General features: G+C 58.1%; 17 protein-coding genes and 1 pseudogene. 5 read left to right on the forward strand and 13 right to left on the reverse strand.

What is annotated here, in order from left to right:
- Positions 1–148: 148 nt before the first annotated feature.
- From NLM27_RS04025 to NLM27_RS04075, 11 genes are all read right to left on the reverse strand, one after another.
- A complete protein-coding gene (locus NLM27_RS04025; RefSeq protein ID WP_254142114.1) occupies positions 149–331 on the reverse strand; it encodes a hypothetical protein in 183 nt (60 codons plus the stop codon).
- A gap of 37 nt (positions 332–368) precedes the next feature.
- On the reverse strand, positions 369–1277 hold the full coding sequence (locus tag NLM27_RS04030; protein ID WP_254142115.1) for an SDR family oxidoreductase: 909 nt from the start codon (positions 1275–1277) through the stop codon (positions 369–371).
- 152 nt (positions 1278–1429) lie between these two features.
- Positions 1430–1963, reverse strand: a complete 534-nt coding sequence (locus tag NLM27_RS04035; protein ID WP_254142116.1) for a PaaI family thioesterase — start codon at positions 1961–1963, stop codon at positions 1430–1432.
- 879 nt (positions 1964–2842) lie between these two features.
- Positions 2843–3901, reverse strand: coding sequence for an HAD family phosphatase (locus tag NLM27_RS04040; RefSeq protein WP_254142117.1), 1059 nt, complete (start codon positions 3899–3901; stop codon positions 2843–2845).
- 248 nt (positions 3902–4149) lie between these two features.
- On the reverse strand, positions 4150–5373 hold the full coding sequence (locus NLM27_RS04045) for a cytochrome P450 (RefSeq protein WP_254142118.1): 1224 nt from the start codon (positions 5371–5373) through the stop codon (positions 4150–4152).
- Between the two features lie 383 nt (positions 5374–5756).
- Positions 5757–6542, reverse strand: coding sequence for a methanethiol S-methyltransferase (gene mddA / locus NLM27_RS04050; protein ID WP_254142119.1), 786 nt, complete (start codon positions 6540–6542; stop codon positions 5757–5759).
- 273 nt (positions 6543–6815) lie between these two features.
- Positions 6816–7238: a tautomerase family protein gene (locus NLM27_RS04055; protein ID WP_254142120.1), complete on the reverse strand. Its 423-nt coding sequence runs from the start codon at positions 7236–7238 to the stop codon at positions 6816–6818.
- A 331-nt stretch (positions 7239–7569) separates the two neighbouring features.
- On the reverse strand, positions 7570–8640 hold the full coding sequence (locus NLM27_RS04060; protein ID WP_254142121.1) for an MFS transporter: 1071 nt from the start codon (positions 8638–8640) through the stop codon (positions 7570–7572).
- A complete protein-coding gene (locus NLM27_RS04065; protein WP_254142122.1) occupies positions 8637–8885 on the reverse strand; it encodes a hypothetical protein in 249 nt (82 codons plus the stop codon). Before NLM27_RS04065 ends, NLM27_RS04060 begins: the two co-directional genes overlap by 4 nt.
- A gap of 22 nt (positions 8886–8907) precedes the next feature.
- Positions 8908–10260, reverse strand: coding sequence for a glycosyltransferase (locus NLM27_RS04070; RefSeq protein ID WP_254142123.1), 1353 nt, complete (start codon positions 10258–10260; stop codon positions 8908–8910).
- A gap of 172 nt (positions 10261–10432) precedes the next feature.
- Positions 10433–10759 (reverse strand): hypothetical protein, encoded by a 327-nt coding sequence (locus tag NLM27_RS04075; RefSeq protein ID WP_254142124.1) that lies wholly within the window; start codon positions 10757–10759, stop codon positions 10433–10435.
- A 522-nt stretch (positions 10760–11281) separates the two neighbouring features.
- Between NLM27_RS04075 and NLM27_RS04080 the strand changes: the two genes are divergently transcribed.
- The 5 genes and pseudogenes from NLM27_RS04080 to NLM27_RS43945 all read left to right on the forward strand — a co-directional run.
- Complete coding sequence (locus tag NLM27_RS04080) at positions 11282–12367, forward strand: helix-turn-helix domain-containing protein (protein ID WP_254142125.1); 1086 nt, start codon at positions 11282–11284, stop codon at positions 12365–12367.
- A 568-nt stretch (positions 12368–12935) separates the two neighbouring features.
- The gene (locus tag NLM27_RS43735) at positions 12936–13358 is read left to right on the forward strand and encodes a hypothetical protein (RefSeq protein ID WP_305887594.1); all 423 of its coding nucleotides are present in this window, start codon (positions 12936–12938) and stop codon (positions 13356–13358) included.
- Positions 13359–13637: 279 nt separating this feature from the next.
- Positions 13638–13751 (forward strand): winged helix-turn-helix domain-containing protein, encoded by a 114-nt coding sequence (locus NLM27_RS04090; RefSeq protein ID WP_375142227.1) that lies wholly within the window; start codon positions 13638–13640, stop codon positions 13749–13751.
- 85 nt (positions 13752–13836) lie between these two features.
- Positions 13837–14838 (forward strand): adenylate/guanylate cyclase domain-containing protein, encoded by a 1002-nt coding sequence (locus NLM27_RS04095; RefSeq protein WP_254142126.1) that lies wholly within the window; start codon positions 13837–13839, stop codon positions 14836–14838.
- 620 nt (positions 14839–15458) lie between these two features.
- Positions 15459–15752 (forward strand): annotated as a pseudogene (locus tag NLM27_RS43945) (hypothetical protein); the annotation flags it as partial.
- Between the two features lie 1020 nt (positions 15753–16772).
- Here NLM27_RS43945 and NLM27_RS43515 read toward each other — a convergent pair.
- Both NLM27_RS43515 and NLM27_RS04105 read right to left on the reverse strand, forming a co-directional pair.
- Positions 16773–16895, reverse strand: coding sequence for a hypothetical protein (locus NLM27_RS43515; RefSeq protein WP_256569925.1), 123 nt, complete (start codon positions 16893–16895; stop codon positions 16773–16775).
- A 91-nt stretch (positions 16896–16986) separates the two neighbouring features.
- On the reverse strand, positions 16987–17223 hold the full coding sequence (locus NLM27_RS04105; protein ID WP_254142127.1) for a hypothetical protein: 237 nt from the start codon (positions 17221–17223) through the stop codon (positions 16987–16989).
- Positions 17224–17538 lie beyond the last annotated feature (315 nt).

Here is a 17538-nt window from a genome sequence, read left to right on the forward strand (position 1 = left end):
TGAATGGATCCTCGATTTCGATGCGTTCGCCTCAGGCGCAAGCAATATTCGCGTAAATAGGAGATCCTCTGAACGCGGTCCGTTTGGCCGGAAATCTGCATCAGACAGGACGACGTGTCGCTCGCCCTCTCTCGGGCGCCTGATCCCCTCAAGCGCCTTCACGCGCGACGCGTGAGAGGATGATAAGCCTGAAGTAAGTGACGAGCAGCCTGATCGCAAAAGATGTGTCGAGCCATACGACCAACATTGGCATGCGTTTTTCACGCGCGATTGCGGATTCGAAAGCATGCTCGGTAAAAATGCGATCGACCCGCTCTGCCGCTGATGCCATTGTCCCACGCCCATCAGGTTGGCCGTGGGACAAAGAGTCATGATTCACTGCGGCGCACTGCTAGTTCATACGCACCCAAGGCGCTTCCTGAGAGTTCTTCGAGATGCGCGAGGCCCAGACCGCCGACGACGGCTTTCTGGACGGGCGCGACGTCGGCATTGATCTTGTCAGCACCGAACGACGTGCCTACCACCGTCCGAGCGGCGCGACTGCCCTTCGACTGGCCGACGAGCTTGGCGACGGCCTCGGCGATGTCATGAAGCTTCGGAGCGTCCTTACTTTGCAGCATTGACGTGAAGGTTCTGTAAATGGCGTCGGGAATCTGGCCGACCTCGCCGTATGACTTCGTGATGTCGTCGTCTGCAGGCCTTTGGATGCTCGAGTACAGGCTTGTCGGGTAAGCCCCAGGCTGAACTTCCACCACGTCTATCCCGAGTTGGGAGACCTCTAGCCGAATGCTGTCGGTCAAAGCTTCGATCGCCATCTTGCTCGCGCCGTAGATGCCGACGAAAGGGAACGTCACCCGGCCGAGGACCGAACCCATGTTGATAATGAGGCCTTCGCGCTCCCGACGCATCGAAGGCAGCACTGCCCGCGTAACGCGAAGGAGCCCGATGACGTTGGTGTCGAAGATCGCTTTCGCCTGATCGGCCGTGAAGGCTTCGGTCACGCCCACCGACGCAATGCCGGCGTTGTTGACCAGCACGTTGATCTTGCCGGCCTCGGCGAGGATGGAAGAGATGGCGCGATCGACGGACCGGTCATCGGTAACGTCGAGTTCCACGACGCCTATTTTCTGACTTCGCAGCGCGTCGGCATGGCTGCGATTGCGACCGGCGATGTCGCGCATCGAGGCGAAGACGCGATAGCCGTCGCGCGCCAGCCTTTCCGCTGTTTCACGGCCGAAGCCGCTCGATGTGCCGGTGATGAGAATAGTCCTGGTCATGGTTTGCCTTCAGTGTTGATGGGGGCCATTGCGAGATGATCAGCCGGTATGGCTGGTCAGGAACTGGCTGGGTACCGTTACCGGGATGTCCGAGAGCGAGCTTGAACAGACGTTGGACGCGGCGGGTTGGGTGATGGAGCCTTGGACGCGAGTCAGAAGGCGAATTCCAGGCTGGCGTGTGCAACCAGCTTTCCCGTAGACGCAAACGAAACGCGGGTTTCCGTGAAGGCCGACGCGTTGCCAAAGCGCAATACTTCTGCTCTCACCTGATAGTCATCGTTGACGGCTGGACGCAGGAAGTGAGTGTGCTGATACACGGTGCCTTTGGTGATGCGCCCCGTCGTGCCCACAGACAGTGATGCAACCGAGTCAATGGCCGCCATAATTGCCTGGCCACATACCGCACCGCTTGACAATTTGAGCGTATCACGTTGCGGAAGCATCGCGGACACGATGCCCGGGTAGACCTTGAACTCACGAAGGCCGAGCATTTTCACCCAAGGCGCGAAAACATACTCGTACAACTCAAGAACTGTGGCATCCGTCACAGGCAAACAATGAAGCGGAACCGGAATTCCAGGCCGCCCAACTCCCAAGGCAGGATCGGACTCGTTTTGCGTTGCCTGTTCGGTCGCAAGAGCCCGGCTTCCCGTTAGCGTCATTGTATTCACAACCTCTGTAATCATTGTCGTCTCCGGTTCTCGTCAAAGCGTGACTACGAAGACGGAAGCTAGGCGGCTGGGCCCCGGATGTCGTGAGGCGATCGCGCCCGATCGTCCGTACTGGCGCGTACCGCGTGACGCGCCGAGCGGCAGCGCTGACACGGTCTCGGTGGCATGATCAGGTGTGACGCAGAGTTGAGCGGGATCTATCTTGCAGCCACGCTAGCCTGCGGTTGAAACCGATGATCGGTTCCCACGCACCGTACTTTCTGACGACTGACTCGTGCTGCGAGTGGGACGTTGCCGTTGAAAAGGAGGAAGCAAATGTTCGCGCAGCACCTTGATCGAAGAAGCGGTAAGTAACTGGAGCACACGGCCTTAGAAGCATATGTCGTCGCGGTCGACCCTGCGAATTGTCGATACTCCGCTGTTGACAAAGCCTCTCGTGCTATCAGCGTCCGGTGTCTCCCGACGCTTATATCTGGCCGGCGAGATGCGTCGTGTCATGCGCTGAACAAACACCTTGAGATGTACAAACCGGCGCCAGCCGCCGCCCAAGACGCTATTGGGATTGCGCACTACGAACGACGCCGCGATGCATATCACTTCGATCCACATTATCATTTGGAGTTCCGTTTCACGAATTATGCGAGCGTGTGGTGACGTCGATCATCAGCCACGGAGCCGCTCGAGAGCGCGACCGCCAGTGTCGTGCCGCCGATGCTGCGAATGAAGCTAAGTCTCGGAGACTGAATGTCGTGAGCACCAGGCGCCGTTCCCTATACGGACACGCACATCGCAGCGCGACCCCGGCGATTGGTGAAGCTCACTTTCCCTGCATGGATACAACTGCGACCATCGGCATTTGTGATCGGCCGTCCCATACTATGGCGGCGGGCACAGCTATTCGAACGAGAAAATCGTCTTCCAGTCGTTCTTCATGCTGATGACCGTCCAATTGTTCTTCTTTGCCTCAGCATAGAGCGCAGGAGTGAGCGCACCAATCTTGGTATCGGGTAGCCCCTGCGCAGGTCCATAAGCGTACTCACGCTTTGCGTCGTCGTGCAGTACAAGCATTGATAGACGTGCGCCGTCGCCGGCACCCGTATATTCCAGCATCTGCTCGTCTCCAGTCGAGTTACCAAATGAAGCCCTCGGTCGCCGACCAATCATCAAGTGAATGCCCTCCGGCTTCCCTGCAGCGTTGTCATTAAGCAAGAGCCTGGGTTCGTTGATGAGGATGGGATTGCCATCCTTGTCATAACCATATTTGACGGCAAGCGCCGACCCGATCACCTGCTCGGGTGGGATGCCGTAGATCTGCTGGGAATAAAGGCGCACGAAATCCTGACCGAAGCCCGTGACGATGAAGGTCTTGAAGCCATTAGCTCGCAAGTAGGTCATCACTTCCAGCATCGGTTGGTAGACCAGCTCCGTATAAAGGCGGTTCCAGCGTGGGTGCTTCGTCGAGGCGAGCCATTTCTTTGCTTCGACCGCGAACTCGTCAGTTGTCATGCCGGTGAGTGTTGCAAGGGCGATTTTTTCGATATCGCGCATCGATAGCCTGGCCAACGCTCCGCGGCTTTCCGAGAGCACCGTCTTGAATGGCTCGACCTCCTTTAACTCCGGCTGTTGTGTGGTCAACACCGGTACCCGGTCGAGGCAGTACATCATTTGGCAATAGATCGGGTGCTCCACCCAAAGCGTTCCATCCTGATCAAAAGTGGCAATGCGATCCTCGGGAGGCACGAACTTCGGAGTTGACCGGTCTGTCGTGTCTCGCACGAAGTCGAGGATCGCTTGTTTGGCGGATCCCTCATTCCACGATGGCAGTGGGTCGCTCGAAGCGGTCTGGGCCGACGCCGAGACGGATAAGGCCGGCGCGGATACGGCAGAAAGCAATACCAAGGTCGTGAGCAAGCTGCGACGGTCGATGCCGGAGCGCAGAGTGGTCTCTATCATGTTCGACTTCTCCTTAATTCAGATGGATCGGGAGTTTTCCAAAGGTCGTTGCCGCCCCGGGTCCCTTTCGCTGCTCTCATGAGCAGACTATGGTCAGCTCATTCGGCATGACCGCTTCGTGTCGATATTGCTGGAAAAGGTCTCTGTTGGGGTGGCGAACGGACATGTACCGATCAGGTTGCGGCCCCTGTGCGTTCCGGATGCGATGGACCGCACTGCCGCGGATGCGCCTCGGCCATCAAGCGGTGCTAGTCAGCACGCACCCAAAGCGCTGCTAGCCCATTGAAGTTCAGCACCGCCCGCCGCTCCAGGCGGCGCTCGGCTCTCAGGCGGAGCTTCGGGAACTGCTCGAAAAGCATCGAAAGGGCGATCTGCGCCTCGGCCCGGGCCAATGGTGCGCCAAGACAGAAATGGGCGCCGCCGCCAAATGAGATGTGACGTTTATCTGGCCGTTCGATGTCAAACCGCTTTGGATTGGGATGGGCCGCTGGGTCATGATTCGCTGCATAGAGCATGGCATTGATGGTCTGCCCTGCGGCGATCGGACACCCGCCGATCTGCATTGCTTCGGTTGCGATCCGAGTGCCTTGCATAACCGGCGTGTCATAGCGCAACACTTCCTCGACGGCGCTACGGACCAGGTTTGGCTCAGCGAGCAGTTTGCTGAGTTCGCTGGGATGCTGCAGGAGCGCCAACACTGCGTTACCGATAAGGTCGGTTGTCGTCACGTTGCCTGCCAAGAGCAAACTATGGCAAACGTCTATGATCTCCGCCTCGTCGAGTTGCTCGCCGTCCTCTTCGGCGTCGATCAGGCGGCTGATCAGATCGGCCCGACGTTCCTTACGGCGCTTTCGGATCACCTCAGTGAGGTAGCCGGAGAGAGCAGCATTGCAGGATGCCAGGATGGCCTGCTGCTCCGGCGTGCGCTGCGGGCTGAACATCTGCATTATGCCGTCAGACGACCGCTTGAAGTCGTCGCTGCGGGCGGTATCGACGCCCAACATCAGCGCGATGACTATCGTCGGCAACGGTCGGGCATAAGCGTCCATAATATCGAAGCAGGATGGATCGTCGATATCATCCAGCAAGTCGCATGCGACCCTGGTGATACGCGGGCGCATGGCATCGACCGCGACCTGGTTGAATGCCTTCGCGACCAGATTGCGCAAGCGCTTGTGATCCGGGTCGTCCATATGCAGTATGAGCGGCCGAAATGTCTTATCCACCGTCAGTTGGGCCCGAGAGAACGAACCCGAGCGGGATTTCCGCGGATCGGAGGCCAGCTTGCGATTATTCATAGCGGCATCGACATCGACCGCACGGGTCAGCACCACCCGATCGAACATTCGGTCCCGGTGCACCGGCTCCCGCGACCTCAGCATATCGAGATATTCGTTCGGCCGTTCGCGAAAAACGGGATCCAAGTGGGTCAGAGATACTCCCGTTGGCACCGTGGTCTCGTTATCACTCATGGTTTCATCCTTTCGCTAAGCGTTTACTCCGATCGGCCGGAGCGAGCCTCCATAGCAATGGCAGGCCGATCCATCTCGCCGACGGCCCCAAGTGACAACGATTGGAAGCTTCCGTTCCTTGTCTCCGATCGCTGCAACGCATGACCGTCAAGGTCAGAACCTAACCAGCCGGGTCCCAGGTGTCGTGAGGTGATCGCGCCCAATCAGCTGCACTCACGCGCCCTGCGTGGTGCGCTCCAGATACAATAATCTTGTCGCCGCCTTCTCTGTTGTCGTGAACAGCGCGATTTGCATGACAATCAGTGCCACCGAAAACGTACGCCGGAATGCTATAGGCACACTGCACGTCCCAATGCAGTGTGCGAGGATGGCGCCACTTATGTTCAGAACAGGCCAGGCAGCAACATGGCGACCGTTTGCTTATAGCGGCGGTATTCCTCGCCGAACAACGCGGCAAGATCGCGCTCTTCGAGCCAGATACCGACAAAGATGTAAGTTGTCGTCACCGCCGCAAATAGCAGATGGCCCAACGTCATGGTCGGCGTCGACCAGAAAGCGATGATGAAGCCGAGATAGATAGGGTGCCGGATCACCCGATAGAGGCCGGGCGTCTTGAACTTGATCGGCTCGGCGATCCGGCCCGTGAAATGAGTGACCACCTGCGTCAAGCCGAACAGCTCGAAATGGCTGATCAGGAACGTGCTGTAAAGCACGATCAGCCAACCGAGAAAGCCCCCGGCAATCGCGGCAGAGACAAGCGCAGGCGTCTTGATTTGCCAAACGACCGCCGTGATTGGCTCCCACTGCCAGAACAGTAGCAGAAGCGTCAAGCTCGCCAGCAGTACATAAGAGCTGCGTTCGAGCGCAGGCGAGGCGACGCTCGCAGACAGCTTCTTGAAGCCTTGTCGCGCCATGCCGCTGTGCTGGACAGCGAAGAGCGACATCAGCGCAAGGTCGACAATCAGAGCATGCAGACGGGAGTTCGCGGTACCACTATCGATTGTCTTCGGCACCAGTAACTGCGACACGAAACCGATAGCGTATAGGATCGTGCCGAGAAAGATGAGATAGGCGAGCGTCCCGTAACCGAGCACGAGGCTCCGTGTGACAAGCGAGGCGAGGGCGGAGGCCGACCGATGGGTTGGCCCCTCTTGCATGGATGTAGACATTTTTCAGTTCCCATGATGCTAGGTGCGAAATCGCCGTTGCCAAATTCCGCAACGCGTGACAGCCAAGATCTCGGCAGCGTAATTTGGCGGGACGCAGAGGTGAGCAGGACTTATTGTGGGCCGCGCTAGGCTGATCAACGCCTGTCCGTAGCTTCGGCGCAGACAGTTACAAACCGTACGATTAGGCTGGCAGGATTATTTGCCTGGTAGAGCCGGTGGTGCACGGATTGATAGCCATCGCCGCGATCAGCTCGCTGAAGGTTGCGCCCACACTCAGGTATATGCCGACGGGCGGTCCTCTCTGACCCAGTGCTTTTCAGCCCCAGAATCGGGGGGCGGCGGCTTCATCCCTTGGATGGTCCAGAAATCGATTGGCGTTTCGTCAATATGAACCTCCCAGCGAAGACCCCGCTCGCGTGCGAAGGGATCGAGCGTCCTGTTGACGCGATCCAGCCACCACGCGCGCCGCTCAGGAGCAGTTGCGCGAGCAATCTGGTCAATCCAAATCCTGACAAAATCGTTCGTTGCCTTTCCGCCGACAAAGAACGAGTTCTTCGGCAACTCGTGAAAGACAACGCTTGCATAGAACCTGGGCAAGCCCACATCCGCGTAGAGGTCTGTGATACGCGTCGCTAGGGCGCACTTGTCCTCGGCTGAGTACGCATCTTCCGGATGATAAATATGCCACAGAGGCATTTGAGTTCTCCTTGTTAGGCCTTGGCGATACTCGCCATTCACGAGATCGGAAGCTAGGCGTGTGGACCTTAGGTGTCGTGAGACGGTCGCGCCCAATTTTCCGTACTAGCGCGCACCGCTTGGTGCGCGCCGTGCCAATGTGAGGCGTAAGGTCCGCCTTGGGTGATGAGTTGCGGTCAGCGGCAGCGCTGGACGGGTCAGGTCTACCCGTCACAGGGAAGCGCGGGAGACTTCGAGCATCTTCAACGCAGAGGACCTTCCGCCATTGGCTGTACATGCCCTGGGCGGGGCCTACGCTTCAGGGAAATTCTCGCCCGGCGCGGGCGTGACGCTAACTTGCAAAACCGCGACGCTCGGCGGGACGGGCAATCAGCAGATATGATGCCAGCGCAAGAAGGGAACACGATGTCATGACCGCGGCCATCGATAGCGCTGATCGTCCGTCGTAAAGACACGCTACGAGCCCGCTCGAGATGGCGCCTGCCATCATCTGAATGCTTCCGGACACAGCGCTTACGGCACCGGCGATCTGTGGCAACGGATGCATCGCCGCGCTGATGATGTTCGAAATGCTCAATCCGAAGGCAACGGCAACGGCGACAAGAAGTGAAACGGTAAGCGGTAGCGATACCCAGCCGACCAATGTCGTGGCGAGGAACAACCCTGACGCCGTCGCAGAGACCGTCAAGCTCGTCATCAGCACATAAGTTGGTGAGGAGTGCCAAGCGGCCAGCCGCCGATCGAGGAAAGCCCCGGCCATTACTGATCCGGAACATGCACTGAAAATCAGACCATACTGGTCAGGCCGTAGCCCCATGCCGTTGATGAAGAACAGAGCGGACCCTGTGACATAAGCCATAACGGTCCCGCCGGCGGCTGCACCGACCAGAATGTATACGGACGAGATCGGATGCGTCAGGACATGAAGATAGCCGCGGCCAATGATTGATGGTGCTAGGCAGTCGGTCTGACCGGTCCTTCCGATCTTTGCACTTTCGGCAAAGCCTGTGACCAATGCGATTAGCAAACCCAGACCCATTACGAATTGAATCGTGTAAATCAGGCGCCAGCTGCCCAGCGCCAGGAGAGCCGCGCCTGCGGTCGGTGCGATCACGGTAGCGGCATTTACGGCAATGACGACGTTGGCCATCTTCGCGCGCGCATTATCACCCTCAAATAGGTCGCGGATGATCGCAAATGTCACCGTCGTACTGGCCGCGCCGCAGCCTTGGCTGAAGCGGCACACGAGCAGCACCGGCAATGATTGGGACAGCGCGCAAGCGAGACTGCCGACGACAAAGAGCGCGACACCGAATACAACGACGGGCCTGCGACCGTACCGATCGGATACTGGCCCATAGACAAGCGGCGCCGTCGCCAGGCTGAGCATAAAGACGCTCATCGTAAAGCCGACACTTGCGGGCCGCGCGCCGAGAGCGACGCCAGTGCCGGTAAGCTCATGTCAATGCCTGAATACGGAACCGAGGCAAGAAGGCCAAGCAATAGCGTGAAAGCAAACGACGCAGGTTGAATACGCATGGGTTGAATATCCGATACGTTCCTTGTTCCATATCGCCAGATACGGAGCTTGTCCGCGGAGAAATCGATGGCCTCCCAGGTGAAAGACGGAAGAAACAGCTTTTCCATCTTTCCCGAAAGTGGAATCAAATCATTGATTGGCGGCGGTACGTCGGCCTTGCTTGGCGATCGTGGTGCCGCCAGGGTCGCTTATGTCATTCGAGCCTTGCCGAACTTGATTGATGATCCGCAGGATCTCGGAACGAGTGTCGATCGTCTTGAACTCGTCGGCCATGGCTGAGGCAGCCGAACGATAGTCCGGTTTGTCGAGTACGACCCGCACGGCCTCGCGCAATGCTTGCGGTGTCGGGTTGTTGGTAGCAAGATTGATTCCGACGCCGGACCATGCCACACGCACGTTCACGTCCGCCTTGTCTTCCGTCAACCCTGCGGTCACAAGCGGAATTCCAAAGCTCATCGCCTGGTTGACACTCCCGTATCCGCCATTGGTGACGAGCACATCGACCTTAGGTAGAAGCCACTCGAACGGCAGATAGCTGGCGAGACGTGCATTGTCGGGAATTGGGCCAGGAATGTCGTCGAACGCGCGACCGCCCGCTGTGGCGACCACAAGCAAGTCTGGTTCGTTCGCGAGTCCCGCGAGCGCCGGCGCGATCAAAAGGTTGAAATCGTGGTTTGCCACCGTACCCTGCGTCACAAGCACGACCTTGCGCGAGCCGTCCAGTTGGTGCGCCCACACCGGCAGCGGGACCTGATTAGGTACAATCGGAGGGACGCCAATAAAAGTCACGGAAGAAGGGATATCGCGCGGAAACTCAAAACGCGGCACGGTCAATTGCATATAGGCATCTGCAAGCTCTACGACCGATTCGAAGAGAGGCTTGGACAGCGGTCCAACGCCGAGGTCCTTCAGGTACCGATTGACGCAAAGGCCGAGAGGCCCGTCGACGATCTTGTCGTGTTCTCGCGCGAAGGCAGCATATTCGTCGAGCTGCGCTTGGGTGGCCGCGGGCGGCAAACCCGCAAAAGTCGGGGCTTTGTCCTTGCGTTGCCAGTGCAAGATGGATGTACCGCAAAGAACAATAGGAAAGCGTTTCGATCGCGGTTCGACCAGCATGGGCAGGACACCGAAAAACATATCGTCGCCAATGATGATCTCGGCAGGGAATTCCCGCAGGACAGTTTGCACGGCGCTGTACTGGGCGGGAATGGTATCGATGAAGAAGCGCTCGACTACTATGCGCAACCATTGTGGCCCGGGTGGTACGGCCTTCATCGCGTCGGACGTGATGACGTCCCGCGCGGTCATATCCGCCTCTTCGGGGAGCGGATAGAATTTTGCTCCGAACCGTTCGACACGGTTACGCAAGGAGGTCCCAGTCAAACAGGCAAGTTCGTGGCCCTCTGCGTTCAAGATCCGGCCGATCGCCAGAAGCGGATTGAGGTGGCCAGTCCCCGGGGTCGAGACGAAGAGAATCTTCATTTGATCGTTTCGTCCGATTGTCGACATAGCGATCTCCGTTGGGTTGCGCTGCAAAGCCTGTAGCGCGCAGGGGCTGAAGCGCGCTGAGGCGGGCCGGCCGGCGGTATTGCGTCCATCTCCGCCGCTTTCCCGCATTGGAATCATCATGAGAGGCGGCAACTGGCCGGAAAATCTAGTTCGAGACTGATTTCACCTTGCGGACGAGCACGCTGTCGCCGTTCCGGCTGATTTCGACCGCGCCTTCGTGGCGCGGTGTTGAGAATGCCAAACTCTGACCCGGTGCAAGAACAGATACGACACGGATCGGCGTTCCCGCCATGCCCTGTGCAAGGGTCGTGACAACATGGAATCCGTCGCGCCCGACGGTGTAGTAGGCAGCACCAGACACGTCGCCAAGGTCGATGCTTATGGCACTCATCGGACGCAGGCCATCGGCGTGGGCGGCATAGAGAGAGGCTGAGGTGAGTGCTGCGGCAACAAGCATGCTACGGATCGACATAGCGATTTCCTTTGGGTTGCGAGATGAAAATGTAAGGCATCGAGGCTGAGGAGTACCGGGACGGCCGGCCGGGTGAGGTCTATGTCCACCGGTCCCTTTTCGAGGTCTACGCGTTCGCGCTGCTGTCGGCGGTAAACGGCGAGCCGGTGATGTATTGAGGCGTCACACTCGCCAGGAATGCCACTGGATTGACGCAGAATTGCCTAGACTCTTGATCGACAGTGCTTGGAAACTTCCATTCGTTTCTCCATCTCTGCAGCGCGTGACTGCCAAGATCGAAACTAAGCGGTGCGACGTCAGGTGTCGTGAGCAGATCGCGCCCAATCGTCCGTACTGGCGCGCACCGCCCGGCACGCTCACGGCGACGCTGACCCGATCTCGGAGGCGTGACTTGGCTTGACGCAGAGTTGAGCGCGCCTGTCTCGACACGCTAGGTATATCGGCCGTCGCCTGTGGCTTCGGCGCGGGCCGTTACCAACCATACCATCAGGCTTCCAAGATTGTTGCCCCATGGAGTCGATAGTGCACCCAAACGACGATTTTCTCAGCGCTCCAAAATTGGACTACGACGGTTTCCGAGCTGCGCTGCGCAAGGACTGGGGATGGTTTAGTCCTGCTTTCGAAGCCAACATCTTCGCCGGCAAGGTGCGCACGCGGCGCGTCTTGGGATTCGTTGCAACGGATCTCACCTGCAACACGACTCGCGTTGAGCGTACGGGATCTGATATTCGCCGTGACAGCATGGAGTATTATTACGCGGTGGTCCAGCTCACAGGCGGATCGATAATCATCCAGGACGACCGAGTCGTAAATGTCGCCGCTGGCGATGTCGTCCTGCTCGATTCCACAAGACCTGTAACATTCGTCCCGGACGCCGAGCACCGGAACGCGCGATGGCTTAGTCTGCAATTGCCGCGCCAAAACCTGGTTGCGCATCTCGGCTTCGAACCACAAGGTGGCGCGTGCGGCCGCAGGCAGGCGCAAGCGTCGCGTCTGCTCTGTCAACTCGCTCTTGAGCCAGTCAGCGAAGCAGAACAAGCATTCGCATCGGTCGATAGATTCATGCCTCTGGTGGTCTATGATCTCCTCGGCGCACTGTTTGCACTGCCCGCGCCGCTCGGCTCACGCCACAACGATGAGCTGTTTATGCGTGCCTGCCACATCATAAAGAACCGCTTTGCCGATCCGGACATCTCTCCGCGCGAGGTGGCTGCCGAGGCGGGAATTTCGCTACGCTATTTGCAGAAGTTGTTCACGGTCCGTGGTTCGACATGCCGTCACCACATATGTTCAGCCCGTCTGGATCACGCGGCGCGTCTGATCGAACGCCGCGCGTTGATGAAGACAGGTCAGCCCCTCAGCGATATTGCATACGCTTGCGGCTTTCGCGATTACACGTATTTTGCGCGCGGATTTCGACGGCGTTTCGGCACCGCTCCTGGCGCCGCCGGAACAGGTGCCACCGGTAGCGACAACGCACAATTCCGCGCCGAGATTGGCTGTGTCGAAAGGCCGTCGACGGAGCGACGCGACAAGCGCGTCGTTTGGCCGGCGCGAGCCGACGCAACAATGGGCGGCGATCCCGAAGGTGAGGAACACGCCGAATAGCCCGATGGATGCGCGCGTCTTGGTCGCGGAGCGTGGCGCCGCCTGCCCCGCAGGCGAAAAAACTTCCACAAGCAAGCCAATGCCCGCTTTGGGTCTTGGCCGTGTAAAAACGGCTTTCAGCGGGACACATCCGGATGGCGGGGAGGGAGTGTGGCTCAAGCCGCGATCGCGGCGATCAGTGGCTTGGTCCCGACGATCGAGCGAAGCAAGCATATGCTTTTCGAAGACGGTAAGTTTGCCCATTTCCTCCTTCGGCTCGTCAGATTCTCGGTCTGCCTCGTCACCTTTGCAGCCAGTGCCTTGGTGATCTCCTTTCGGTCGGCAGTGTCCAGCTAGCTTGGACGGCGCGCGGCGCTCCCCTTCAACTGGGTACGCCGCCTCTGCACCGCCGATGGCCGCAATCGTCACCAAGGCGGGAAGGTGAACTTCACCCATCGCCGGGTTGGTGACGTGGCGATGAGCGGTGCGTGCCAGTACGGGTGAAATGGCGCACGCGGCTCACGACATCCAGCTTCCAGAGCCTTAGCTTCATTCACGTCAGCGAATTCAAATCGTGCTTGGAAGACACATGCCCCTGTCAACCATATGGCTCGTCACGTCCTTTTGTGATCAGACTCCTCGTCATGGACTTCATGCTTGTCATCTCTCTCTCAGGTCTCGCGCGAAGGCGATTTCGGGAATCGGCGAGGCCTCCCAAACGCTCGACAAGGCCGTTCACATCACTAGCTGCAGCGGCCTTCTCCAGCGCAGCGGCTTCGACTCGATGCAGGCCTTCGTCGATACCGTTATGATCGGATACTTAGCGCCGATGGATCCGAACGATCTTCTGGCGATGGCTTGGGCCTTGGCAACGAGAGCCGCAACGCCGGTGGCGATCTCGCGTCGGGCGCTCGGCCGTATCAAGGCGAAGACTTACGTGATGCCGGTTAGTCACGACATGTTCTTTCCGCCAAGCGACCTGCGAGGTAGAGCAACGGCTGATCCCGGGTAGCCAGTTCCGTCTGCTGAAAAGCATCTGCGGACATCTCGGCCTGTTTGGCGTCGCCCCCGAGCTGCTTGCGCAGCTTGACGCCAATCTGAACGAGCTGCTCGCGACACCTGTGATCTGACGAGGCGGATGATTTATCATTAGTTACAGTTGAGGGCGCGAACGAAAATTGCTCATGGTCTAAATCCGCACCGTCGGTAGTCTGACGCGCGGGTCGTCTAATCGCCCCACAATCCCTGCGGTCACGCCAACGAGGTCACCGACTTCGACTAGAGTATTGATGTGCAGGCGCTTCGGCTGCGGCGGAAGCTAGAGGCCGCCCCGAGTATGTCAAGGATCATTCGAACCATTCGAGGGCTCGGTTATGATTTCGGACTGGACGTCGAGCAGTTCTGACCAATCATCCCGCAAGGCGCCCGATCTTCCGGAGTATTGCAAGAAGCCCCGCATGACTCCCGGAAAGTCGCCAGGAGCAGCTAGCATGTTCCACTCTCCACGCTCGCAATCGCTGATCTTCGGAGTCGTGCTGGCGGTATGCATCTTCCTCGTCGATACTATCTCATCTCTCCACTTTGCTGTGGCCTCTTTGTACGTGGCCGCGATTCTGATTGGCGTACATAATCTTGAATGCGCAGGTATATTATTTAGCGGGATTTCATGCGTGGCATTGACCGCGCTCAGCTATCTGCTAACGCATGGGTTCACGTTTGTCGGCGCGGCGCCGTTGAGGTTATTTGTCAGCTTTGTATCGATCGCAATAACGACCGCTCTGGTGATCAAGAACCGATCGGCAAGCCAGAATCTTGCCGAACTTAATCGAGAACGTGAGAACCTGGCACGCTTCTTCTCTCCAAAAATTGTGGAGCAGCTTGTTCGGATCGATGTGCCCCATTCTGCGGCGTGTCGTGAGAATGCAGCGGTGTTATTTGCAGATGTTGTCGAGTTTACCGCTTATTCGTCTGGGAAGGCGCCCGATGAGGTCATCGCATTCTTACGCGAGTTATTAAATTTGCTTGGCGAAGCGGTATTTTTCCACGAAGGCTCGATCGATAAATTCCTCGGAGACGGTCTGATGGCCGTATTTGGTCCGCCTCATGCCAGCAACGAAGACGCAACGAACGCGGCGCTTTGTGCAATGCGAATCCGGGATCGTGTTAGTCAGTGGAATGCACAGCGCGTCAACAATCCCGACAAGGCCATTCGCGTCGCGGTTGGTATTCATTGGGGTGAGGTTGTGCAAGGTGATATCGGCACCGATCAGCAGCTGGAATTCACAGTGGTTGGTGACACTGTGAACATTGCTAGCCGTGTGGAGGCGTACTGTCGGGCTCTCAACGCGACTGTACTCGTCACCGCCGAATTCATTGAGTCGCTCATTGCTGAGGGCCGCGTCGACGTAGCCAACGCCTTCACAAGTGAAGGAAGGCACATGCTGCGAGGTTGCAAAGACCCTGTTCACCTCTATAGCTTGCAAGCAGGCTGAGGGGCCACCAATTGAAAGACGAATCGACGTGGGTTGCATCGAGGTTGGAGCACACGAGCGACACCTACTATCGCCAGGTTCGCGACCACTATGCCCAGCCTACCTTGAAGCAGTAGCTTGCCTGATACGGCTGGTGCGTAGCCTTGGCAGGATGTCTCGCTTACTTTTACTGGTACTAGAGCCGGGCCTGGCAGCAGTGCTTCTGCCGACCGCCGCGGTGTTTGGAGACCAAACCCTCAAGGCCGATGCGGCAGGCGGCCTCGAAAGAGGTCAGGCCCGATCTCGACCTGCTTGAAGGGAACGGGCGGGCTGATCCCGTCTGGCCCGTGCGCCAATACTTGCCGCAGATAGCACCGAGCAAATGCCGGGGTCGGCGATCGACCGGCAGGATCGAGGGTCGAGGAATGCATATGCATATCCGAAACGACCGAGGTCAACTTCAAGGAAACGATGCAAGCATCGCAGAACTCGCGGTCGTACGCATCAAACCCATGGTTACTACCCCTGATAGCAATGTCAGGGCAAAACTTTTCGTGATTGAAACAATTAGAAACAATTAATTGGTTCAAATTAATTTAAAGTTGTTTAATTTAAGTGCGCTCGTGGAAGGGAAGGACGCCATGCCCAAGATAGAAGACGACGGAGATCGCCGGGAATTCTTAAAATCGTGCGGCAGGTTTGCTGCAGTAACTCCGCCAGCGATGACCCTGCTCTTATCGACATCATTGACATCAACGGCAATCGCACATTCTGGCGGACGCAACGCAGGAGGAAGCGGCGGCGGTAGCGGGCGCAGTGGTTCGTTCTTCGACAATGATCGAGACCGCTCGACCAAGGAGCACTCGATCAACGAGCATTCGTCAGGCGGCTCCGGTGGAGGCGGCGGGGGAGCGGTTGGCGGAAAGGGCTCGAAGGTCGCGCATTCCGGAGATGAAGGTTCGCGATCTGGATTTGGCAGCGGTAACACGACCTCCTCAGGCGTTGGTAGCGGCGGAGACGAGAGGGAAAAGAAGGGGCGCGACTAAAGCAGCCTCACTCCGTGCCTGCCTTCTTCAACCCGTTCCCGATGCGTTCGAGACTATTAAGTCGCTTTGCTCGGTTCGACCGGCCATGTTGTTTTGGTATCGTGTTCCGACCAGCGATGGGGAGCCCAGGCAAGAGATTCAAGCGTCTTATCTGAGCGACAACGGCCGGGGCTAGCGGTCGCGGCAAAAGATAAGCTTGTGAGATACGTACGCCATTGGATCTCCGAGCAGGCGTTCGTTCGGGCGCATGAGGGTTATCGAATTGCCGAGCGTGGTCCCGATCCGGCAGAGCGGAGGACCCTTCAGTTCAGGTTCGTGCGCGGCTAAGTCAGTCGGGTAGTGTGGCTGAAGTCCGATGAGGGGCGCTATTCTGACAAGGGGAAAACCCATTGCGACATCAATGCACGCTTATCGACCCATTTGTCGGAACGGCCATTGATTTTTCAGGCAAATCACATGCCTCTTGATCAGCGGGTCCCAGGTTCGAGCCCTGGTGCGCCCACCATTTCAATGCCTTCGCGAGCAAAACCGTTTGAGCAACTGATTTTCAAACGGTTTTTGCAGAGCGCGCGCGTCTGATGGCGTCGCATGGGTACAGTGTTGGGACCTCGAGGGTCGACGTAATGCTCACCTTAATCCGTTCTTGGGCAATCGCGGAACATTCCGCCTAACCAATGGCGGCAGGTGCTTAGCGAGCGCTTCTGTTTGTGCGGAAGCCACGCTTCCAGCTACGTTGAACCCGGTGTGCCGAATTGTCCTCCGCCGAGTTACGCGCCTTGGTAGCCCTCGCAAATGAAGGAGCGCCGGTTTGGATTGGTCACGTCAACAAAAGGCGATGCGCACTTAGTATGCCCATGCTACTCACGTCGAAGAGGTGGGGCGATTGAATCTTGCCGGAATCAACGTGCCTCAGAGACGCACGCCGGTCGTGGCAAACGCTTGGGCGACGGGTTCCTGAATCCGATTCAAGAGCTCCATTCCCGCAATCGCGATCGCCATGGCAGCGACGCAGCCAAGAAGAAAAGCCTTCATCCGCAGCCTCCTTCGGTCGAAACGTCAAGGTGTTTATACGACACGGCTTGCCGCGAGCAAACTCGTTGATCGCATCAAGGCACAAGCGGTCCTATGGGCTCTTGAAAATGGGATCGACGGAAAATTCATCGCCCATCAAGCCGAGGGATTGAAGCACCGCGTTATTCTGGTCGACTTCCAATATCGCCAAAAGAAGCGCAAGCACGGTGGCAACGAGGATCAGGAAGGGCGATGCTTCTCGGGAAATGGGATCTTGCGACCCATCAAGCGCGCGCAGAGCGCGCAGCCGCGCCATCATCCGCAGAAATGGCCGCGTGAGCTCCTGCATGTCAGTCGTCCCTGACGTCACGAGCCAGAGACTATTCTCCGGACCACCGGCGTTCAAGCGGAGGATGCGCGAAGTCAGGTTGTTGCAATGCACGCGCCGGAACGGAAGTCAGCGTTGCCCAGTTTAGTACGCGCACCGGAGGATCCGACGTGAAATTGCCAACAACGATCTTGTGCTTCGCGGCTCTCTGCTTCATCCAGAGCGCCTCCGCCCAACCCGCGCAAACCAACTCATCTGCGGGACCAACCCCTCCCGAGGAGAAGGGCCAGCCACAGCCGCAAGGCTGGACGGGTCCAATCACTACAGGTTCGGGTG

Source organism: Bradyrhizobium sp. CCGB12 (assembly GCF_024199845.1).
Classification (GTDB): domain Bacteria; phylum Pseudomonadota; class Alphaproteobacteria; order Rhizobiales; family Xanthobacteraceae; genus Bradyrhizobium.

What these genes read in the sequence shown, in the direction of transcription:
- NLM27_RS04025 (WP_254142114.1), bottom strand. Translation starts at nt 331, where the DNA reads ATGGCATCAGCGGCAGAGCGGGTCGATCGCATTTTTACCGAGCATGCT.
- NLM27_RS04030 (WP_254142115.1), bottom strand. Translation starts at nt 1,277, where the DNA reads ATGACCAGGACTATTCTCATCACCGGCACATCGAGCGGCTTCGGCCGT.
- NLM27_RS04035 (WP_254142116.1), bottom strand. Translation starts at nt 1,963, where the DNA reads ATGATTACAGAGGTTGTGAATACAATGACGCTAACGGGAAGCCGGGCT.
- NLM27_RS04040 (WP_254142117.1), bottom strand. Translation starts at nt 3,901, where the DNA reads ATGATAGAGACCACTCTGCGCTCCGGCATCGACCGTCGCAGCTTGCTC.
- NLM27_RS04045 (WP_254142118.1), bottom strand. Translation starts at nt 5,373, where the DNA reads ATGAGTGATAACGAGACCACGGTGCCAACGGGAGTATCTCTGACCCAC.
- mddA (WP_254142119.1), bottom strand. Translation starts at nt 6,542, where the DNA reads ATGTCTACATCCATGCAAGAGGGGCCAACCCATCGGTCGGCCTCCGCC.
- NLM27_RS04055 (WP_254142120.1), bottom strand. Translation starts at nt 7,238, where the DNA reads ATGCCTCTGTGGCATATTTATCATCCGGAAGATGCGTACTCAGCCGAG.
- NLM27_RS04060 (WP_254142121.1), bottom strand. Translation starts at nt 8,640, where the DNA reads ATGAGCGTCTTTATGCTCAGCCTGGCGACGGCGCCGCTTGTCTATGGG.
- NLM27_RS04065 (WP_254142122.1), bottom strand. Translation starts at nt 8,885, where the DNA reads ATGGAAAAGCTGTTTCTTCCGTCTTTCACCTGGGAGGCCATCGATTTC.
- NLM27_RS04070 (WP_254142123.1), bottom strand. Translation starts at nt 10,260, where the DNA reads ATGAAGATTCTCTTCGTCTCGACCCCGGGGACTGGCCACCTCAATCCG.
- NLM27_RS04075 (WP_254142124.1), bottom strand. Translation starts at nt 10,759, where the DNA reads ATGTCGATCCGTAGCATGCTTGTTGCCGCAGCACTCACCTCAGCCTCT.
- NLM27_RS43735 (WP_305887594.1), top strand. Translation starts at nt 12,936, where the DNA reads ATGCCCCTGTCAACCATATGGCTCGTCACGTCCTTTTGTGATCAGACT.
- NLM27_RS04095 (WP_254142126.1), top strand. Translation starts at nt 13,837, where the DNA reads ATGTTCCACTCTCCACGCTCGCAATCGCTGATCTTCGGAGTCGTGCTG.
- NLM27_RS43515 (WP_256569925.1), bottom strand. Translation starts at nt 16,895, where the DNA reads ATGAAGGCTTTTCTTCTTGGCTGCGTCGCTGCCATGGCGATCGCGATT.
- NLM27_RS04105 (WP_254142127.1), bottom strand. Translation starts at nt 17,223, where the DNA reads ATGCAGGAGCTCACGCGGCCATTTCTGCGGATGATGGCGCGGCTGCGC.